19 protein-coding genes are annotated in these 21,063 nt (G+C 42.6%); all 19 read left to right on the forward strand.

Annotation, left to right across the window (positions count from 1 at the left end; genetic code table 11):
- Nucleotides 1-5 precede the first annotated feature (5 nt).
- The 19 genes from BS63_RS0102650 to BS63_RS0102740 all read left to right on the forward strand — a co-directional run bounded on the left by BS63_RS0102650 (nucleotide 6) and on the right by BS63_RS0102740 (nucleotide 20,615).
- Nucleotides 6-3,113 (forward strand): DNA polymerase III subunit alpha, encoded by a 3,108-nt coding sequence (locus BS63_RS0102650; RefSeq protein ID WP_002960648.1) that lies wholly within the window; start codon nucleotides 6-8, stop codon nucleotides 3,111-3,113.
- Between the two features lie 81 nt (nucleotides 3,114-3,194).
- Complete coding sequence (gene pfkA, locus BS63_RS0102655) at nucleotides 3,195-4,205, forward strand: 6-phosphofructokinase (RefSeq protein WP_002960646.1); 1,011 nt, start codon at nucleotides 3,195-3,197, stop codon at nucleotides 4,203-4,205.
- Nucleotides 4,206-4,275: 70 nt separating this feature from the next.
- Nucleotides 4,276-5,778: a pyruvate kinase gene (gene pyk, locus BS63_RS0102660; protein ID WP_002960644.1), complete on the forward strand. Its 1,503-nt coding sequence runs from the start codon at nucleotides 4,276-4,278 to the stop codon at nucleotides 5,776-5,778.
- A gap of 194 nt (nucleotides 5,779-5,972) precedes the next feature.
- Nucleotides 5,973-6,533, forward strand: coding sequence for a signal peptidase I (gene lepB / locus BS63_RS0102665; protein WP_002960642.1), 561 nt, complete (start codon nucleotides 5,973-5,975; stop codon nucleotides 6,531-6,533).
- Nucleotides 6,534-6,794: 261 nt separating this feature from the next.
- Nucleotides 6,795-8,606 (forward strand): glutamine--fructose-6-phosphate transaminase (isomerizing), encoded by a 1,812-nt coding sequence (glmS, locus tag BS63_RS0102670; RefSeq protein WP_019768828.1) that lies wholly within the window; start codon nucleotides 6,795-6,797, stop codon nucleotides 8,604-8,606.
- A gap of 586 nt (nucleotides 8,607-9,192) precedes the next feature.
- Nucleotides 9,193-10,971: a PTS mannitol transporter subunit IIBC gene (locus BS63_RS0102675; RefSeq protein ID WP_002963183.1), complete on the forward strand. Its 1,779-nt coding sequence runs from the start codon at nucleotides 9,193-9,195 to the stop codon at nucleotides 10,969-10,971.
- 100 nt (nucleotides 10,972-11,071) lie between these two features.
- On the forward strand, nucleotides 11,072-13,024 hold the full coding sequence (locus tag BS63_RS0102680) for a BglG family transcription antiterminator (protein ID WP_002963181.1): 1,953 nt from the start codon (nucleotides 11,072-11,074) through the stop codon (nucleotides 13,022-13,024).
- Between the two features lie 2 nt (nucleotides 13,025-13,026).
- Complete coding sequence (locus BS63_RS0102685; RefSeq protein WP_002963179.1) at nucleotides 13,027-13,464, forward strand: PTS mannitol transporter subunit IIA; 438 nt, start codon at nucleotides 13,027-13,029, stop codon at nucleotides 13,462-13,464.
- A 25-nt stretch (nucleotides 13,465-13,489) separates the two neighbouring features.
- Nucleotides 13,490-14,635, forward strand: coding sequence for a mannitol-1-phosphate 5-dehydrogenase (locus BS63_RS0102690; RefSeq protein WP_002963177.1), 1,146 nt, complete (start codon nucleotides 13,490-13,492; stop codon nucleotides 14,633-14,635).
- 154 nt (nucleotides 14,636-14,789) lie between these two features.
- The gene (locus BS63_RS0102695; protein ID WP_002963175.1) at nucleotides 14,790-15,149 is read left to right on the forward strand and encodes a hypothetical protein; all 360 of its coding nucleotides are present in this window, start codon (nucleotides 14,790-14,792) and stop codon (nucleotides 15,147-15,149) included.
- A 2-nt stretch (nucleotides 15,150-15,151) separates the two neighbouring features.
- The gene (locus BS63_RS0102700; protein WP_002963173.1) at nucleotides 15,152-15,559 is read left to right on the forward strand and encodes a hypothetical protein; all 408 of its coding nucleotides are present in this window, start codon (nucleotides 15,152-15,154) and stop codon (nucleotides 15,557-15,559) included.
- Nucleotides 15,560-15,591: 32 nt separating this feature from the next.
- Nucleotides 15,592-15,972: a hypothetical protein gene (locus BS63_RS1000000112235; RefSeq protein WP_002963172.1), complete on the forward strand. Its 381-nt coding sequence runs from the start codon at nucleotides 15,592-15,594 to the stop codon at nucleotides 15,970-15,972.
- Between the two features lie 84 nt (nucleotides 15,973-16,056).
- Nucleotides 16,057-16,407: a hypothetical protein gene (locus BS63_RS0102710; RefSeq protein ID WP_002963171.1), complete on the forward strand. Its 351-nt coding sequence runs from the start codon at nucleotides 16,057-16,059 to the stop codon at nucleotides 16,405-16,407.
- 65 nt (nucleotides 16,408-16,472) lie between these two features.
- Nucleotides 16,473-17,276, forward strand: a complete 804-nt coding sequence (locus BS63_RS0102715) for a hypothetical protein (protein WP_019772455.1) — start codon at nucleotides 16,473-16,475, stop codon at nucleotides 17,274-17,276.
- 52 nt (nucleotides 17,277-17,328) lie between these two features.
- On the forward strand, nucleotides 17,329-17,547 hold the full coding sequence (locus BS63_RS0102720; protein ID WP_002963169.1) for a hypothetical protein: 219 nt from the start codon (nucleotides 17,329-17,331) through the stop codon (nucleotides 17,545-17,547).
- 373 nt (nucleotides 17,548-17,920) lie between these two features.
- Nucleotides 17,921-18,256, forward strand: a complete 336-nt coding sequence (locus BS63_RS0102725) for a zinc ribbon domain-containing protein YjdM (RefSeq protein ID WP_002962863.1) — start codon at nucleotides 17,921-17,923, stop codon at nucleotides 18,254-18,256.
- Between the two features lie 211 nt (nucleotides 18,257-18,467).
- Nucleotides 18,468-19,109 (forward strand): amino acid ABC transporter permease, encoded by a 642-nt coding sequence (locus tag BS63_RS0102730; RefSeq protein ID WP_002962861.1) that lies wholly within the window; start codon nucleotides 18,468-18,470, stop codon nucleotides 19,107-19,109.
- Nucleotides 19,110-19,118: 9 nt separating this feature from the next.
- Nucleotides 19,119-19,751, forward strand: a complete 633-nt coding sequence (locus BS63_RS0102735; protein ID WP_019779867.1) for an amino acid ABC transporter ATP-binding protein — start codon at nucleotides 19,119-19,121, stop codon at nucleotides 19,749-19,751.
- Nucleotides 19,752-19,766: 15 nt separating this feature from the next.
- Nucleotides 19,767-20,615, forward strand: coding sequence for an amino acid ABC transporter substrate-binding protein (locus BS63_RS0102740; RefSeq protein ID WP_002962857.1), 849 nt, complete (start codon nucleotides 19,767-19,769; stop codon nucleotides 20,613-20,615).
- Nucleotides 20,616-21,063 lie beyond the last annotated feature (448 nt).

Below are 21,063 nucleotides of genomic sequence, written 5' to 3' on the forward strand. Positions count from 1 at the left end.
ATGAGATGTTTGCACCCATAGATACTAAGACAGTCTATAGCTTTATGGATAGCTTGGTTAATCTCAAATCTTACGTAAAAAGGGCCAAGGAATTGGGTTACAGCCATCTTGGCATTATGGACCAAGACAATCTTTATGGGGCCTATCATTTTGTAGTAGAAGCAAAAAAAGAAGGGTTGCAAGCGGTGATTGGTCTGGAACTATCTTTTAGACTTGATGATGAGAGTCCCTTAACCTTACAATTGCTGGCTCTAGATACCCGTGGCTACCAGAACTTGTTAAAACTTTCGACCTTAAAAATGAGCGAGGGTTTGGGACTAAAGGATTTGCCCAACTATCTATCGGGGCTGGCTGTTTTAGTTCCTTATTTTGATGAGATTGATTCCCTAGAACTTCCTTTTGACTACTATATTGGAGTGTTTTTGGATAGTCCAAAACAAGCCTATTCCAAACCCATTTTGCCTCTGCAGACTGTTCGCTATTATCAGGAAGAGGATCGTAAGACCCTGCAGGTTTTACACGCTATCAGGGATAATTTACCCTTAAAAGATGTCAGACCACCCCAAGCTGGTCAATTCCTGCGGTCGCGTCAGGAGATGGAAGAGGCCTTTGAGCAGACCTTTCCAGAAAGCCTAGAAAATTTAGAAGAGCTCTTGAGGCCAGTTGCTTATCAATTTGATCACCGACTAAAGCTACCACGTTTTAATCGGGATAAAGAGCCTGTACTTGAGTTGCGAGAACGGGCAGAAGCTGGGCTAAAAGACAAGGAGCTCTTGAATAGAACCTACCAAGAGCGGTTGGATAAGGAACTCGGTATTATCCATAAGATGGGCTTTGACGATTACTTTTTGATTGTCTGGGATCTCCTGCATTTTGGACGTTCTCGCCACTATTATATGGGAATGGGGCGGGGGTCAGCCGCGGGTAGCTTGGTTGCTTTTGCCCTTGATATTACCGGCATTGACCCCGTTAAAAATAATCTACTCTTTGAACGCTTCCTCAATGAAGAACGTTACTCTATGCCAGATATTGATATTGACCTACCAGATGTCTACCGGACAGAATTTCTTCATTATGTCAGAGATCGTTATGGCAGCCGACATTCTGCTCAGATTGTGACCTATTCAACCTTTGGTGCCAAGCAAGCCATTCGGGACGTTTTCAAACGTTTTGGAGCAGCTGAATATGAATTAACCAATATCACCCGCAAGATTGGTTTTCGGGATGACTTAGCTTCTGCCTATGAAAAGAATTTATCCTTCCGTCAGATTATTAATAGTAAACTGGAGTATCAGAAGGCCTTTGCCATCGCTAAGAAGATTGAAGGGCAACCGCGTCAGACCTCAATCCATGCGGCTGGGATTGTCATGAGTGATGACGACCTGACCAATCATATCCCGCTTAAGTCTGGCGAGGATATGATGATTACTCAGTATGATGCTGGTGCCGTTGAGGCTAATGGTCTCTTGAAGATGGATTTTCTGGGGCTTCGTAATCTGACCTTCGTTCAACGGATGGATGAAAAATTGGCAGAAGAAAAAGGAATCAATTTGGATATCAGGAGTATTGACCTTGAAGACCCTGAAACTCTGGCCCTCTTTGCGACTGGTAGAACCAAGGGTATCTTCCAATTTGAACAGGCTGGGGCCATCAACCTTTTGAAGCGAATCAAGCCAGCACGGTTTGAAGAGATTGTTGCTACAACCAGCCTTAATCGGCCAGGTGCCAGCGACTATACTGAGAACTTTATTAAGCGAAAGTATGGTAAGGAAGCTGTTGACTTGATTGACCCCTTAGTTGCCCCAATTTTGGAAGGAACCTACGGTATTATGCTCTATCAGGAGCAAGTCATGCAGATTGCCCAAGTTTTCGCTGGTTTCACGCTGGGTAAGGCCGACCTTTTGCGCCGAGCCATGTCTAAGAAAAATCAGGCGGAAATGCAGAAAATGGAAGCCGACTTTCTGCAGGGTGCCAAGGACTTGGGTCGAAATCCGGCCACAGCCAAGGAACTTTTTGAGCGTATGGCCAAATTCGCTGGCTATGGTTTTAACCGTAGCCATGCCTTTGCTTATTCAGCTCTAGCCTTTCAATTGGCCTATTTCAAGGCGCATTACCCTTCTATTTTTTATGATGTCATGCTCAATTATTCCAGCTCTGACTATATCAGTGATGCCCTGCAGACCGATTTTAAAGTCGGGAGCTTATCCATCAATAGTGTTCCCTATGGGGATAAGATTTCTGCTGGCACAATATACATGGGCATGAAGAATCTCAAGGGCTTCCCGAGAGACCTAGCCTACTGGATTATTGAAGAAAGGCCTTTTTCCTCAATTGAAGACTTTCTAACACGTCTGCCGGAGAATTATCAAAAAGCCGACTACATCAGGCCCCTGATTCAGATTGGTCTATTTGATCAGTTTGAGTCCAATCGCCGTAAGCTAGAAGAGAATTTAGAACCTCTTTTCACCTTTGTCAATGAATTAGGCAGCCTCTTTGCTGAATCATCTTATAATTGGCTGGAGTCAGAAGATTATTCTCCGAGTCAGAAGTATGATTTAGAAATGCAGTGGCTGGGTGTTGGCATCAGTCCCCATCCCCTAGTTAGTCTCGCTAAGGAAGTTGAAGGAGCCTATACTCCTTTTGATGAATTGATTGTCAATCAGCAGGCAAGAGTCTTGGGACAAATTGAAATAGTTCGGGTGATTCGCACTAAATCTAAAGGGGAGCAGATGGCTTTTGTAACCCTAACAGACACCAAGCAAAAGCTGGGTGTAACAGTCTTTCCAGAAAGTTATCAAAAGTGGCGGGAATTGCTAAAAGAAGGTCAGATCTTTTATATGACAGGCAAGGTTCAAGAAAGGGACGGACGCTTGCAATTGGTCTTACAGACAATTGAAGCCGTGACAAGAGAGAAATTTTGGATTCAAATTTCAAATCATGCTCATGATAGGGAAATCGCTAAGGTTCTTCAAGCCTACCCAGGGCAAATTCCTGTTATCTTACACTACCAAGAAGGCAACCAAACTTTGCAGAGCAAACAATTATTTGTAGCAAAATCTGATCAGCTTCAAAAAGAGCTGACACCCTATGTTATGAAAACGATTTATCACTAAAAAAATTCCGAAAAAAGAGCATTTTAAAAACGATTGTGCTATAATTAAAGGGTTAAAAATAAAAAAGGAGTATCAGGTAGAATGAAACGTATTGCTGTTTTAACCAGTGGTGGAGACGCCCCTGGAATGAACGCTGCCATTCGTGCTGTTGTTCGTAAAGCAATTGCTGAAGGCATGGAAGTCTTCGGGATTAACCGTGGCTACGCTGGTATGGTTGAAGGGGATATCTTCCAATTTGATGCCCAAGGTGTGACCAACACTATCAACCGCGGCGGAACCTTCCTTCAGTCGGCTCGTTATCCTGAATTTGCCACACTTGAGGGGCAATTGAAAGGTATTGAGCAGCTTAAGAAGCATGGTATTGAAGGTGTTGTCGTTATTGGTGGTGATGGTTCCTACCACGGTGCAATGCGCCTGACAGAACACGGCTTTCCAGCTGTTGGTCTTCCAGGCACAATTGACAATGATATCGTTGGTACAGACTATACTATCGGATTTGACACTGCCGTTGCGACAGCTACCGAAAACTTAGATAGACTTCGTGATACAGCCTATAGTCATGGTCGTACCTTTGTCGTTGAGGTGATGGGACGTAATGCTGGAGATATCGCTCTTTGGGCAGGTATCGCAGCTGGTGCCGATCAAATTATCGTACCAGAAGAAGACTTTGACATCAAGGAAGTTGTTGCTAAAGTTAAAGCTGGTTACGAAAAAGGAAAAAAACGCCATATAATTGTTTTGGCTGAAGGAGTTATGAGCGCTCAAAAATTCACTGTCAAGATGAAAGAGGCAGGCGACATTAGTGACCTGCGTGCGACCAATCTTGGTCACGTGGTTCGTGGCGGTGCTCCAACTGCCAGAGATCGTGTCTTAGCTTCTTGGATGGGAGCTCATGCGGTTGAGCTTCTCAAGGAAGGTCGTGGCGGATTGGCTATTGGTGTCCACAATGAGGAATTGGTCGAAAGCCCTATTCTCGGTACTGCCGAAGAAGGTGCCCTGTTCAGCTTAGCTGATAACGGAGATATCATCGTTAACAACCCTCATAAGACTCGTCTTGACTTTGCTGACCTAGCTCGTGATTTGACCTACTAAGAAACACTTATTAAATTTAGTTAATCCTATCCCAATAAGGGATGTAAAATAGAGGGAGTTCATACTTATCATGAATAAACGCGTAAAAATCGTTGCAACACTCGGTCCTGCGGTAGAAATCCGCGGTGGTAAAAAATTTGGTGATGATGGTTATTGGGGTGAAAGCCTTGATCATGAAGCATCAGCACAAAATATCGCCAACTTAATCAGTGAAGGCGCTAATGTATTCCGTTTCAACTTTTCACATGGTGATCACGCAGAGCAAGGTGAACGTATGGAAGTTGTTCGTAAGGCAGAAGAACTTGCTGGTCAAAAGGTTGGTTTCCTACTTGACACTAAGGGACCTGAAATCCGTACCGAATTATTTGCGGATGACGCTAAAGAATATTCATACAAAACTGGTGATAAACTTCGTGTCGCAACGAAACAAGGTATCCAATCAACAAAAGAAGTAATCGCCTTGAATGTTGCTGGTGGACTGGACATCTTTGACGATGTTGAAGTTGGTAAGCAAATCCTTGTCGATGATGGTAAACTTGGTTTGCGTGTCGTAGGAAAAGATGCTTCAAGTCGTGAATTTGAAGTAGAAGTTGAAAACGACGGCATCATTGCTAAGCAAAAAGGTGTTAACATTCCAAACACCAAGATTCCTTTCCCTGCCTTGGCAGAACGCGATAATTCTGATATTCGTTTTGGTCTTGAACAAGGTCTTAACTTCATCGCTATTTCCTTTGTCCGTACAGCTAAAGATGTTAATGAAGTTCGTGCTATCTGTGAAGAAACTGGTAACGGACATGTTAAACTTTTGGCTAAAATTGAAAACCAACAAGGTATCGAAAATATTGACGAAATCATTGATGCTGCTGATGGTATCATGATTGCCCGTGGTGATATGGGTATTGAAGTTCCATTTGAAATGGTTCCAGTTTACCAAAAGATGATTATCACTAAAGTTAATGCAGCAGGCAAAATCGTTGTTACAGCAACAAATATGTTGGAAACAATGACTGATAAGCCACGTGCTACTCGTTCAGAAGTATCTGATGTCTTCAATGCTGTTATTGATGGTACCGATGCAACAATGTTGTCAGGTGAATCAGCTAATGGTAAATACCCACGTGAATCTGTTCGCACTATGGCAACAATTGACAAGAATGCTCAAACCCTTCTGAGTGAATACGGCCGTTTGGATTCATCTAAGTTTGAACGCTCAACTAAGACTGATGTTGTTGCTTCAGCTGTTAAGGATGCAACCAACTCAATGAACATCAAGTTGGTTGTTACTATTACAGAATCTGGAAATACAGCTCGTTTGATTTCTAAGTATCGCCCAGAAGCTGATATCTTGGCTGTTACCTTTAATGAAATTACGCAAAAATCACTCATGCTCAACTGGGGTGTCATTCCAGTTGTAACGGATAAACCTGCATCTACTGATGACATGTTTGAATTGGCAGAACGCGAAGCTGTTAAGTCTGGCCTTGTTGAAGCTGGTGATGATATCGTTATTGTTGCTGGTGTTCCTGTTGGTTCAGGTGGTACCAACACTATGCGTGTTCGTACAGTTAAATAAGCTGGCCAATAAACCTAAAAAAGCTACCGCAGAAGTGGTAGCTTTTTTGTAGGCACCGCTACGGCTAAAATATTTTCTGTGATTTAATAGTTCTTTGTTATAGAACGGTTGCTTATGATTGGGCTTTGTTAAGTCACTGAGCTTTTCTATTTGTCCAAGAAATGTTATAATACTGGGTATCGGAAGGAGCTTCTATGGTTAAGCGTGATCTCATTAGAAATATCATAATTCTCTTAGTAGTTGTGTTGGCAATTGTACTCTTGCGGATTTTCTTATTTTCCACAGTGAAAATAACTTCAGACTCTGCTAATGCTTATCTGCACAAGGGAGACTATGTTACAGTAGCCACAAAGCGCCAGCCTCTTGATAGAGATTTCGTTGTTTATAAAGTTGGAAGCAAGGAGTATATTGGTCGTGTTGTGGCTGAGTCTGGGCAAAAGGCAACCTCCATGGATGACGTTCTCTATATTAATGACAGGATTAAGAGTGAACCTTATTTAAAAAAAGAGCATAGGGCCTTTATGAAAAAAGCTCAACCTGGTCAATATTTTACTGATGATTTTACAACGCAAACCATTGCTAAGAGTGATAAGGTCGTAAAAGTTCCTAAGGGCTCCTATCTCATCCTGAATGATAACCGGCAAAATAAAAATGATAGTCGCAAATTCGGTTTCATCTCTAAAAAGCAAATCAAAGGGGTCGTTTCCTTCAGATTATGGCCTTTAAATAAATTTGGTTTCGTAACTGTCGAGTAGTCAAGGAGCTGCTCTTTTTTTGTGTCTGCAAATGTTTGAGAGGGTGGAATAGTTTTTCCAAGAAAAGGCAAAAAAAGTCAGAGTACAATAAGGAGTAGGCTAATTTTGACGAATTGAACTATACCAATTTTTCTCTTGACAAAGTGAAAACATTTAAATATACTGTACCTATCGTCCTTGGTCTAAGAAAATAGACTAGACCAATTTAAAACGAAATAGAAAAAAGGAGAAGTAGCTCACTTAAGCTACTGATTGAAAACTATGTGTGGAATTGTCGGTGTTGTCGGAAATTCAGAGGCAACTGATATTTTAATTCAAGGTTTGGAAAAATTGGAATACCGGGGGTATGATTCAGCCGGTGTTTATGTGACCGATGGTCAAACCAGTCATCTAATTAAGGCTGTTGGCCGGATTGCTGAATTGACTGCCAAGGTTGGAGATATAAAGGGAACTGCTGGTGTTGGCCATACCCGTTGGGCAACCCATGGCCCTGCTAGCGAGGTTAACGCTCACCCCCATCAATCACAAACAGGACGTTTCACCTTGGTGCATAACGGTGTGATTGAAAACTACTTAGAAATTAAGAATACTTATCTGGCTGACCACGATTTTAAGGGTCAAACCGATACTGAAATTGCTGCTCACTTGATTGGTAAATTCGTTGAAGAAGATGGCCTCGATGTTCTCGCTGCTTTCAAGAAGGCCCTCTCAATTATTGAAGGTTCTTATGCCTTCGCCCTTATGGATGCTGATGATAGTGAAACTATCTACGTAGCTAAGAATAAGTCACCACTTTTAATTGGTTTGGGACATGGTTACAATATGGTCTGCTCCGATGCCATGGCTATGATTCGTGAAACCAATCAATTTATGGAAATCCATGATAAGGAATTGGTTATCGTTAAGGCCAATAGTGTAGAAGTGCAAGACTACGATGGCAAAGTTCAAGACCGCGGTAGTTACACTGCCGAACTGGACCTTTCTGACATTGGTAAGGGCACCTATCCTTTCTATATGCTCAAGGAAATTGATGAACAACCAACCGTTATGCGTAAACTCATCAATACTTATGCTGATAGCAAGGGCAATATGACGGTTGACCCAGCCGTTGTTAAATCTGTCCAAGAAGCTGACCGTATTTATATCTTGGCAGCTGGAACTTCCTACAATGCCGGATTTGCAGCTAAGTCAATGTTCGAGCAATTGACAGATACACCGGTTGAATTGGGTGTTGCTTCTGAATGGGGCTACAATATGCCGCTTTTGAGCAAAAAACCAATGTTCGTCCTTCTCAGTCAATCAGGGGAAACGGCTGATAGCCGTCAGGTATTGGTTAAGGCCAATGCTATGGCCATCCCAAGTCTGACTGTGACCAATGTGCCAGGCTCTACCCTGTCTCGTGAAGCAACCTATACCATGCTTCTTCATGCCGGGCCAGAAATCGCTGTTGCTTCAACCAAGGCCTACACAGCTCAAATCGCAGCTTTGGCTTTCTTAGCTAAGGCAGTTGGTGAAGCCAATGGTAAACAAGAGGCTATCGATTTTGATTTGGTTCATGAACTCTCTATCGTAGCCCAATCCATTGAGTCAACCTTATCTGAAAAAGATAGCATTGCTAAGAAGGTTGAAAAGCTCTTGCCAACTAGTCGCAATGCCTTCTACATCGGTCGTGGTACCGACTACTATGTGGCCATGGAAGCTTCCCTCAAGCTCAAGGAAATCTCTTACATCCAATGTGAGGGCTTCGCTGCTGGTGAATTGAAGCACGGCACCATTTCTTTGATTGAAGAAGGAGTACCTGTTCTGGCTCTCATTTCTGCGAGTCCCAAAGTCGCTGCCCACACTCGTGGTAATATCCAAGAAGTCGCAGCTCGTGGTGCCAGCGTCTTGACTATTGTTGAAGAAGACTTGGCTAATGATACAGATGATGTCGTCGTGAATAAGGTTCATCCTTACTTGGCTCCAATCTCAATGGTTATCCCAACCCAATTGATTGCCTACTTTGCTTCCCTGCAACGAGGGTTGGATGTCGATAAACCACGTAACCTAGCCAAAGCCGTAACAGTGGAATAATAAGATGCAAAGGGCGTTAAAAAGCTGTATGAAAATAGGGAAGGGACAGAGAATCCTGATTTTCTAGGGCCTTCATCTTTTTCACTAGGCTTTTAGCCCGTGTTCAATTAAGCAGTTTTACTAAGTGCTAAAGCACTTGCTAACTGACGAAAGCCGCTAGAGCGGACTTTCTATCCCTCTTACTAATTCAAAAGACTTGTCTGATAATGACAAGTCTTTTTCATGTCGTTGAAAGGATAGTGTGATAAAGTCGGCCAATTGGTCCTTAATTTCACTTGGGTTTCAAAGGGGAATTAAAACACATTCTGGTTAATGAGTAATAATGACTATAAAAGGATTTTTGTTTGCTAAGTTAACGGACTTACACTTGTTGGGTGAAATTGTGACTTAATAAGCCAGGCTCTCAAGTCTATGAAATTTTCGAGATTTTTTGCTCAAGAAAATCTAGTTGGAAGTCATTTTATTTTGCTTATAAAAGTTTTGCCAAACCTTTATTTTTTGGCAAAGTTTTTTTGCCAAAGTTTGAGTGTTCTGGCAAAAATAAAAATTCTATAATAGACTTATAGAAAAAAGGAGGAATGTTTTAATGGATAATGGAAATTCATTGAAGGTCAGAATTCAGAAATTAGGGACTGCCCTTTCTAATATGGTAATGCCTAACATTGGGGCCTTTATTGCTTGGGGGGTAGCGGCCTCCCTCTTCATTGATACAGGGTATCTGCCAAACAGCGGTTTGAATACCAATGTTGTTGGCCCAATGCTTAAATATGTGTTACCACTTTTAATTGGCTATACAGGTGGTTATAATGTCCACAAACAACGTGGCGGTGTTATTGGTGCCATTGCTTCATTTGGTGCCATAGCTGGTTCAACTGTTACCATGTTTATCGGTGCCATGATTATGGGCCCTTTATCCGCCTGGATTTTGAAGAAATTTGATGAAAAGGTTCAGCCAAAAATCAAAACTGGTTTTGAAATGCTGGTTAATAACTTCTCATTAGGTCTGATTGGATTTGGCCTGATGGTTATTTCCTTCTTTGTCATTGGGCCAGTGGTTGCTCAATTGACAGAATGGGTTGGTGTTGGTGTAGAGGCTATTGTCAAGGTGCACTTGCTTCCACTTGCCAATCTGATTATTGAACCTGCTAAAATTCTCTTCCTCAACAATGCCCTTAACCATGGTATCTTTACCCCTCTTGGTACTGAACAGGTCCAACAAGCCGGTAAATCAGTACTCTTCCTTTTGGAAGCAAATCCAGGTCCAGGTCTTGGTGTTCTTCTTGCCTATGCTTTCTTTGGTAAGGGTTCAGCCAAATCATCTTCATGGGGGGCAATGATTATCCACTTCTTCGGTGGTATCCATGAAATTTACTTCCCATACGTTATGATGAAACCAGCAATGTTCTTGGCTGTTATCGCTGGCGGTTTAACTGGTACCTTTACTTTCCAAACTCTCAATGCCGGTTTGACAGCGCCTGCTTCACCAGGTTCCATCATTGCCATCATGGGTATGGCACCTAAGGGTTGGGGGCCTCACTTGGTTGTTCTAGCGGGTGTCTTTGCTGCAGCAGCCGTCTCCTTCTTAGTGGGTTCTATTATTTTGAAGGCAGATAAATCTGATGATGATGACTTGGCAGCAGCCCAAGCAGCTACTCAAGCAGCTAAGGCAGAGTCTAAAGGACAAGCTAGTCAACCACTGGCTAACTCAAAAGATATTACAGCCGATAATATTCAACAAATCATCTTCGCCTGTGATGCCGGTATGGGCAGTTCAGCAATGGGAGCTTCCATTCTACGTGATAAGGTCAAAAAATCTGGATTGGATATTCCAGTCAGCAATCTTGCCATTTCTAATCTGACAGACAAGGATCATACCTTGATTGTCACTCAAGAAGAATTGACAGCCCGTGCTGCTGAAAAGACGCCAAGTAGTGTTCATGTGAGCGTTGATAATTTCTTAGCGACGCCTAAATATGACGAAATTGTTGGGCTTTTGTCTGGTCAAACGACCGCAAATTCTGCAGGGGCAGCATCTCAAACAGAGGTAGCAACAACAGTTACAAGCGACCTCGATTTGAATTATATTGATGAAGTTGTCTTTGCGCATGGTAAGGCTGAAGGTTCAGCAACCATGGGGCAAGTAACCCTGGAAGGCATCTTTAAGAACAAGAATATCGGTATTCCTGTTTCTAAGGCTGCTAATGAAAAACTCGGTAGCTTTAATGCTAAGAATATCTTGGTCGTAACAACAATCGCTAATCAATCAGAAGCGCAAACCTACGCTCCAGATGCTCAATTTTTAGTTGTCGAAAGTCTAGTAACGACAGCGGAATATGATAAGATGGTAGCTCGGATGCACAAGTAAGCAGCAGGACTGACTTAAAAAATTATGATGGTCAAAAATGGCCTGCTCATCCCTACAATAAAGTTTTTTGTTTGGTGGTTAAAAGTAGTACAATAAGTTTATGATTTTTACCAAACGTGAAGAAAAATTGATTAAGGCTTTCCTCGATGTGGGAAAGCTTTCGATTGATGATATTCAAAAGATTCTAGGAGTTTCTCAACGTACAGCCTATCGAACGATTTCCGACTTAAACAAGAGTCTATCGGAGGTTGGAATCAGTCTACGCAAGGAACAGAAGAAGTTCGTCCTAGCAGGTGACTTGTCCCAGTTAAGTTCCTTTTACGGTCAGGAGGACTACAGCCGTAGTGAGCGCCTTAATTTGATTTGTCTGGCCCTCCTTATGGCAGACGGGCCCCTGACTAATGCCTATTTTCAAGAGACGCTGATGGTCAGCAATGTTACCATTATTCAGGATATTACTGATATTGAGGAACGCTTGGCTGACTTTGATATTGGCATAGAGAGAAAACAAGGTTACCAGCTCCAGCTGACAACTGCAGAGCATCGTTATCTTTTGTCAGTTCTTCTGACTAATATGATTTCTTCTGCTGATTTTAAACAAGGTAAGTTCGAAATCCTGTCAACTGACTGGCAGCAGCAATTGAAAATGTCCAAGAAGGCCTTTCGAGAGCAGGGAGCTTTCCTGCCGGATATGGATCCTAAACTCTTGCAGTTCTTTACCATTCTTTTGGCCTCTTCAAAAAGGTTTGGGCAGCCCCAGATGGTGACCCACGTCAGCAAACAGTCATTGGAACTGGCGCAGAAGCTCTATGCCAGTTACTCTAAGCTGACAGCCCAGGCCTATGGCATCAATGATATTGTCTACTGGGCTGGTTGCTTCGACCAACTGTATATTAAGCGTCAAGAAAATCCTCTCTATGTAGAAAATTTTGATAGCCAGTACTTTTACAATGTGACCAATTTAATTGATAAGGTTTCCTCATTGACAAAGATTAACTTTGTCAATGACAAGACTCTCTTTCATTTTCTCTTTCATCATCTGCGTTTGAGTTTGGCTATCCCCTATCTTTTTCCCGACCAGACTCAAACATCAACGGCTCATTTAGTGGCCTATCAGAATGATTTTCTTCATCGGATTATTCGCTTGGTCGTTAAGGACTTATTCCCAGCCTATTTGCAAAATGAGGCGGAGTACGAATTAATTACCTTGCACTTTGCTTCCAGCATTAGGCGAAGTCCTGATATTTATCCCATTCAGGTCCTGCTCTTAACCAACCAGCGGCCCTTAGCAGTCGAACTTCTCATCAGCAAGATTAAGTCAATTGCTCCCTTTGTCCAATCGGTTCAGGTCAAGCGTTTAGAAGAATTTGATGACTCTTATTTGGAAACTTATGACTATGTTTTAGCGACCAGCCCTAATGACTATAAGGATGTTGAACTGATTTCAATTTACCCCAATACGAGTGAAATTCTCCGCTTGCAGGACCGCCTTCAGGCCGTTCAAATTGAACGCAATCAACAGAGGGACCGTAATATTGAGATTGTCGGCCAGACAGATCTGCAGCTTTATTTGGAAGCCAGCCAGGCTCTCCTAGAACGGTTTCAGCTAAGAGAGATTAGAAATAATTTTTCCTTCGAAGAAACAGTGGGAGAGATTATTGGCGACTTACCTTATATCTCGGACCAAGACTATCTGACTAAGAAGTTGCTCAAGCGCTTTGCCATCAGTCCCTTCGCTATTCCAGAGACCGGACTGGTGCTCTTACATACCAAATCTCATACAGTTCAAAACAGCCAATTCATGGTCTACCAATTAGAACATGAGATTGAGGCTCTGTCCATGAATCATGAGAAAGAGAAGGTCAGTCGGATTTTAGTTATGCTAACCAAGGATGATAGTCGGCCAGTTGTTAAGGAGCTGATGTCAGCAATCGGTCAATCGATTATCGAAAATCATCTTTATACAGAAATTTACAAAACAGGTAATCAAGAGATTATCTATCAACTACTCAATAAGATTTTTTCAGAAACAATAAAAGATTTGGAGACTTAAGTATGGAATTTGAAAAAAGTTTGATTAAACTCAATCAGCAATTTGCTAATAAAGAAGAAGCCATCCGTTACTGTGGTCAGCTTCTGGTAGACGGTGGCTATGTCAGTCCAGACTATGTAGATGCCATGGTCCGACGGGACCAAGAGCTATCAGTCTATATGGGGAATTTTATTGCAATTCCTCATGGAACAGATGATGCCAAAAAAGAAGTGCTCAAGACGGGCGTGACAGTTGTCCAAGTCCCTAAGGGAGTTAATTTTGGCACGGAAGCGGAACCGCAAATCGCTACTGTTCTTTTTGGCATTGCCGGCTTGGGTGACGAACACTTGGAATTGATTCAAAAGATTTCTATCTTTTGTGCTGATGTTGATAATGTTGTCAAATTGGCAGATGCCCAAACGCAAGATGATGTTATCCGTCTTTTAAATAGCGTGGAATAATGATAAGGAAAAGAGGTTTAGAAAAATGAGTAAAGCAGTACATTTTGGTGCCGGAAATATTGGGCGTGGTTTCATCGGAGAAATTCTCTTTGAAAATGATTTTGACATCACCTTTGTGGATGTTAATGAAAAGATTATTGATGCCCTCAATGAACGAGGCAGCTATGAAATTGAGATTGCTGAAGATGGGCAACGCCATATTGCAGTTTCTGGTGTTTCCGGAATTAACAATGGTCAAGACCCAGAAGCAGTAGTCGCAGCTATTACCCAGGCTGATATTATCACAACTGCAATCGGTCCTAATATTTTGCCATTTATTGCAGAATTGATTGCTCAGGGGATTGAAGCCCGCCAGGCCGCTGGCAAAGAAGAAGCCATTGATGTCTTGGCCTGTGAAAATATGATTGGTGGTTCACAGTTCCTTTGGGAAGAAGTCAAGAAGCATCTTTCTTCAGCAAGTTTGGACTATGCCCAACAGTATGTTGGCTTTCCAAATGCAGCAGTTGACCGAATTGTACCAGCCCAAAGTCACGAAGACCCTCTCTTTGTTGTCGTTGAACCTTTCAAGGAATGGGTAGTTGAAACTGGTCGAATGAAAAACAAATCTCTCAAGTTGACTGGTGTGCACTACGAGGAAGAATTGACACCTTTCATCGAACGAAAGCTCTTCTCAGTTAACTCTGGCCACGCCACCTCTGCCTATACAGGAGCTCACTATGGCGCCCAAACCATCTTAGAAGCTCTGAAAAATCCTACTGTTAAGGCAAATGTTGAGGCTGTTCTTGCAGAAATTCGCAGCCTTTTGATTGCCAAATGGGGATTCAAGGAAGCTGACCTACTGGATTACCATAAGGTCATTATCTCTCGTTTTGAAAATCCTTATATCGTCGATGATGTGACTCGGGTAGCCCGCACACCAATCCGCAAACTGGGCTTTGACGAACGCTTCATTCGTCCAATTCGTGAGCTCAAGGAACGTGGCCTAGCCTATGATAACCTGCTCAAAACAGTGGCCTATGTCTTTGAGTATAAGGATCCAAATGAACAACAATCCCTTGAACTACAAGAGCTCTTAACTAAGAAACCTCTCCCTGAGGTCATTGCCCAAGTGACTGGCCTTGAAGACCAAAATTTGATTGCAGAGATTGAGGCAGCGGTAGAAGCCTTGTAAAATCTACCTCGAAAATTCTTACCTCAGAATAAGGTTTGGCTAGTTGCTAAGCCTTATTTTTCTTGCCAGGCGTTTAATCAAATTGTAATTTTTCAAAGCTTAAAAAATGCTATAATCAGTATGTTTACTAACTGATAGAAAAGGATAAGGAGCCATGGCAAGAGAAAGGGACCTTGATAGGGCTTTTGAGACTAGTGAGACTGATTATTTGGGCTGGCCTGAGAGAATCCAGGCAAAGCCGGGTGTGACTTTGGGTCAGATTCTACTTGCAATTGGTCTGATTCTCTGTCTTCTGGGATGTCTAGGCTATTTCATTTATTCGGTTAAAGGTGTCCCCTATTTCGCTAAACAGCACTTACAGTTGGAAAAGGGGCAGGAGCCCCACCACTGGACCTACCCGGAATTTGAAAGTCTCAAGCTCAATACCGACGAGCACAAGACTGTGGGAGATTCAGCTGAGACGATTGGCCGGAGGTTTGGTAAGGATGAAATTGATACATCAGCAATGACCTGACCATGACCTATAGTCCTTCCAGCCCTAAGTTTTACCGGTCAAATCGAGCTCCCGAGGTAACCTTGACCTTCTGGAAAATTAAGGGGAAGTATTATCTGCGTAGGAAGGAAGCAGATAATATTGAGGATGGAAAAAATCTCCGCCTGCAAGAAAAAGCATTGGTTACTGACCAGTCAGCCTATGATAAACTAAACGTCGGCAATTTTGATAACGGTGAAGGTGGGGATACTTATCAGAGTGTCTTCAAGCAATTGGGCCTACCTCAATCCAATCATATTGATGTTCTTGGTAGCAGACAGACAAACTTGACGGTCGACTACCGCTGGAATGAGGGCAATCATTATTATGACCAAGAACTGACCTTTCAAAAGCATAAGGATGGTCACTACTACTTGAAATCGCGAAACTAAATTTGGCAGGTAACAATTAAAAGGAGCTCAAGATGGAAGAGCAGATTTTTCAAAGCCCAGATAATGGAATTAGCAATCAAAATCCTCAAAGAAGTCCCAAGAAACCTAGCTGGAGCCTAGGGAAAAAGATTTTAATTGGTCTGGTCTCGGGGCTTGGCCTGATACTTATCTTTGTTATGCTCTGTAAAACCAATTCGGTGGCCTTTTTGACTCATTTGCGGTACCAAAATTATTCTGGGCAGGAGTCGCCCAGTCTGACTTATAAGGATTACCAGAGTGTCAAACGAGGGGATTCGATTGATAGTGTTATTGAAAAGTTTGGCAAGGGTAAGGTTAAGGTCAATCTGGCCCTTGTTAATGAGCATGACTCCAGTGGCAACGAAACTGGACGGACTTGGACTTCTAGGTCCTGATTCCGAGCTGCAGATATGAGTGTTGGCTATGGTTCGTCCTACGATGGGAAAACATTCGTTTCCCTCACTTTTAGAAGGGAAGGGTTGGGCCATTACGTTTTGGATTATAAATTTATCACCAATGCCCAAGATGGTAAGACCTTCCGTCTAGAAGATTCTCCTAAAAAGCGAATTAGTCGCTCTGATTTCAAGAAGCTCCATGTTGGTGATAGTTATTCTGGTCAAGGTGGTATAATCTATCAGGAAGTTGTCGACCGGATTGGTTACCCTTCGGGCAATCAAATTACCGATTATATTGGTCATAATAGAGAATTGCGAATCAGCTATTATCGCGACAAATCAGATGGAAGTAAGGACTACTCGGTCTCCTTAACTTTTGATCAGGGTCAGGATGGTCGGTATTATCTCAAACAAAAAGATGGCGACTTTAAGTAATGACCTTCAATGAGAAACAGCAGAGACTAGCCTGTTCAAGGATTTTTCAAGAAGAAAGAGGATAGATGATGACAGAAGAAAAAGAATTCGAATCAGCCTTCAGCAAGGGAAGAGATACAGGTTCACCGATTTTTGAAAACGGTAACGAGATGCCAGTTCCAAAAGACAATCCCGGTAAAAACGGTGGCGGATCCAGGAAGGTAATTGTTCTTGTTGCCGGCCTAATCCTCTGTACTTTGCTGGCTGTAGGGACCTTTGCCTACCAGACCGATAGTCTTGATTCCCTGGTTCAATACAAGTACAGTCTCTCAGAAGGAGAGCAGGCTCATCAATGGACCTATCAAGAATTTAAGAGCCTCACCCTTTCGAGTGAATACGGCCAAAGTAATGGGATGACCTTAAAAGAAATCATTAAAAAATATGGCAAGGGAGATGTTTCAGCCTATAAGAACATAGCAACAATTACTTACTCGACAAAATCTAAGACCTACAATTGGGTCTATCTCAGCTTTGAAAAGATAAATGGGAGCTATTATTTAGATTATAAATCTATTGATAATATGGAGATAGACGGTCTTAAAATATCTGAAAAGCCTGCTAAACCCTTTAACAAGGCCGACTATAACAACTTAAAAGTTGGTGATAGCAAAACCGGTCAAGGAGGTATGAGCTACCAGGAAATTGTGGGAAAATTTGGTAATCCTCAAGAAAACAGTCTTATTGAAAGTGCAGGCTCATCTCCAGATCTTTCTATCACTTATGAGAACCCCTCTAATGAACCTAAGCAATATAAAGCAAAACTCAATTTTAAAAAGACCCAGGATGGTAACTGGCATTTGAATGAAAAATCAGTCCATTTTGATGATTAGGCGCGAACTAGCTTAGTTTGTGGGTGTTTTCCAAGAAATGAAAGGATAAGAGATGGCAGAAGATAATGAATTTGAATCAGCCTTTTCGACGGACCAGGAAAGCGAGTCTCCGATTTTTTCAGGGCGTTCCCCTAAATCACCTGGGTCCCCTAAGGGACTCCAAAAGCTAGATGCCAAGGGTTTTAGAAAGAGACTTTTGCTGGCTTTTATCGAAGTCGTCATCATTACAGTTTTGATTGCTCTTGTTGCCCTTATAGCGACGCACTTATAGCAATCTGTTGCGACCGCTCGACGAGCTTGCCCCCTGGCTGGAATTAGGGTAAAATAGGCTAGTAAGTGAAATTAATGGAACGCGCCTACAACTCCGTGAATTTAGATAAAATCATTTAGGTGTGAACACCATCAATGATTTCCCTCCTCACTTTTTTGTTTCTAGGTTCGGGTTAAAAAGGTCTCCCAGACCTTTTTAATCCTTTGAGTTGTTGAACGGCTTAGCGACACGAAAATCAGCCAGTCGAAAATACTGGCTGATTGGAGTTAGTCAGGGAGCTAGGCAATCAGACTAGTGATTGCCGTTAGCCAGCTCTTGTATGAACAAGAAGCTGGCTTTGTTCCGTGGTATCTTATTTAGAAAAGGAAAATCTATGTCATTACCTAATTGTCCAAAATGTAACTCAGAGTATGTTTACGAGGATGGTATCCTCTTGGTTTGCCCAGAGTGTGCTTATGAATGGGACCCTAATCAGGCTGCTGAAGCTGAAGAAGGATTGGTGGTCCTTGATAGTAACGGTACCCGTCTAGCTGACGGCGACAGTGTTACCATTGTCAAGAACCTCAAGGTCAAGGGTGCCCCTAAGGACCTCAAGCAAGGGACTCGGGTCAAGAATATCCGTCTGGTTGAGGGTGACCACAACATTGACTGTAAAATTGATGGCTTTGGTGCCATGAAACTCAAGTCAGAATTTGTTAAGAAGGCATAAACTAAAGCTCAAAACTTCGGGCTTTTTTTATCTGATTTCGAGTCAGTTTTTCTTGCAAGAGGGGATATCCAATTATTCAGCTGATGGCGGCAAATGATAAGATAATTGAATATTTTCCATCTTAGACTGTATAAATATAAAAAACGACTCTTCCCAATTGTCTGACAATTTGATATAATAAAGGATATTACTGAAGAAGTGAGGAAGCTTTATGTCCTATGTTTTGGAAATCCTGCCAGCCCTTTTAAATGGGGTCTTGGTGACTCTGGAGGTTTTCTGCATTGTCATCATCTTATCCATTCCCCTAGGGATTGTTCTGGCTTTTTTGATGCAAATCAAATTCAAGCCCCTCAACTGGCTCTTGACCATCTATGTTTGGATTATGCGTGGGACCCCGCTTCTCTTGCAGTTAATCTTTTTCTACTATGTCCTGCCTAGTGTTGGCATCGTCTTTGACCGTCTGCCGGCAGCCATTCTGGCCTTTACTCTCAACTATGCTGCCTATTTCGCAGAAATCTTCCGCGGGGGAATTGACGCTATTCCCAAGGGGCAATACGAGGCAGCCAAGGTTCTCAAGTTTAATCAAATTCAAACCATCCGTTATATCATTCTGCCTCAGGTGGTTAAAATCGTTCTGCCCAGCGTCTTCAATGAAGTCATCAATCTGGTCAAGGATTCATCTCTTGTTTATGTCTTGGGTGTCGGCGACCTCTTGCTGGAAAGTCGGACAGCTTCCAACCGCGATGCCAGTCTGGCACCAATGTTTGTAGCTGGTGCCATCTACCTCTTCTTAGTGGGAGTAGTGACGCTGGCTTCTAAACGCATTGAAAAGAAATTTAACTTTTATAAGTAGGAGGGGCCAATGTTATTAGAGCTAAAAAATATTTCCAAACAGTTTGGCCACAAGCAAATTTTCAAGGATTTCAACCTTCATGTAGAAGAGGGAAAAATCCTGGCTATTGTAGGCCCTTCTGGTGGTGGTAAAACCACCCTCCTGCGGATGTTAGCTGGCCTTGAGACCATCGATTCTGGTCAGGTTATCTATCAGGGGCAGGAAGTCCCCCTCAATCACCTTGAGTCCGAAAATATTCTGGGCTTCGTCTTCCAAGATTTTCAACTCTTTCCTCATTTGACGGTTCTGGAAAATCTGACCCTGTCTCCCATCAAGACCATGAGCGTGACTAAGGAGGAGGCTTCCAAAAAGGCCCAGGAATTGCTGGGTAAGTTGGGCCTAGAAGAGCAGGGCAAGACCTACCCTTTCTCCCTTTCAGGAGGTCAGAAGCAACGGGTGGCCTTTGCCAGAGCCATGATGATTGACCCGAAAATCGTTGGCTATGATGAGCCTACCTCGGCTCTGGACCCCGCCCTTCGCCAAGAAGTGGCTAAATTGATTGTCCAGAACCGTGATCTCGGGATTACTCAGATTGTTATCACCCATGATATGGATTTTGCTCAAGAGATAGCCGACCATATTGTGACCATTAACCCTAAATAGATGAAGGGATAAAGCATGAGAAAATTATCCAAAAGTCTTGCCCTTGGGGTCTTGCTCTTATTTGCGGCTCTAGTTCTTGCTTCCTGTAGTTCGCGGTCCAATTTCGCAACCGAGACCGATCAGTGGCAGACTTATAGCAAGGAAAAGACCATTAAGATTGGCTTTGATGCCACCTTTGTTCCCATGGGCTTCGAAGAAAAAGACGGGAAATATACTGGTTTCGATGTTGATTTGGCCAATGCTGTCTTTAAGAAATATGGGATTAAGGTTGAATGGCAGGCTATTGACTGGGATATGAAGGAAACCGAGCTTAAGAACGGAACTATCGACCTGATTTGGAATGGCTATTCCGTGACCGATGAACGTAAGAAGGAGCTGGCCTTCACTGAGCCCTACATGGTCAACCAACAGGTTGTTGTGACCAAGAAGTCTTCGGGGATTTCTAGCATCGCCATGATGGCTGGCAAGTCCTTGGGAGCACAGGCAGGTTCCTCCGGCTATGATGCCTTTGAAAGTCAGCCTGACCTCCTTAAAAACAAGGTCAAGGATAAGAAGGCGGTTCAGTATTCCACCTTTACCCAGGCTTTGATTGACCTACAGGCGGGTCGGATTGATGGCCTCTTAATTGACCGAGTTTATGCCAATTACTACCTGGAGCAGGAAGGAAAATTAGACCAGTATAACATTATGCCGGCTGGTTATGAGGCAGAAAGCTTCGCCGTCGGGGCTCGCAAGTCTGATAAGACCCTGGTTAAAAAAATCAACCAAGCCTTCAAGGAACTCTATCAGGCTGGCCAATTCCAGAAGATTTCCAAGAAATGGTTTGGTGAAGACGTGGCTACCAAACAAGTCAAAAATAAATGATAAGAATAAAAGCTAGGCTCAGCCTGGCTTTTTTGATAGTCTTTGAAAATCAAAAGAAGGATAAGCCAAACCATCAGCCAATAAAGGAGATGTAAACTTATACCCAATTAAAATCAAAGTTTGCATCTTTGATACTTTCTAACGTAGCAAGTTCATCAGCGATTAAAAATCACTGATGAACTACGGTAATCGCTATGGCGACTTACCTAGCTACCTTACTAATTCCCTTTTCAAAATAATATCGATTTTGAAAAGGGAATGTCGTTTAAAAGTGCGGACGCAAGAAGAAATTATCCAGTGGATGATTTCTTGGAACTCACGTAGTTTCATTACGACACGAGGTTAGGCTAGCCGATTTTACTGGCCTAACCGAGTTAATCAGGGGGCTAGTCAATTTTCGTAGAGATTGGCGTTAGATATTTGCTACTTTAGTAGCTGATATCTTTGC

Origin of the sequence: Streptococcus sobrinus DSM 20742 = ATCC 33478, assembly GCF_000686605.1 — a bacterium.
GTDB lineage: Bacteria > Bacillota > Bacilli > Lactobacillales > Streptococcaceae > Streptococcus > Streptococcus sobrinus.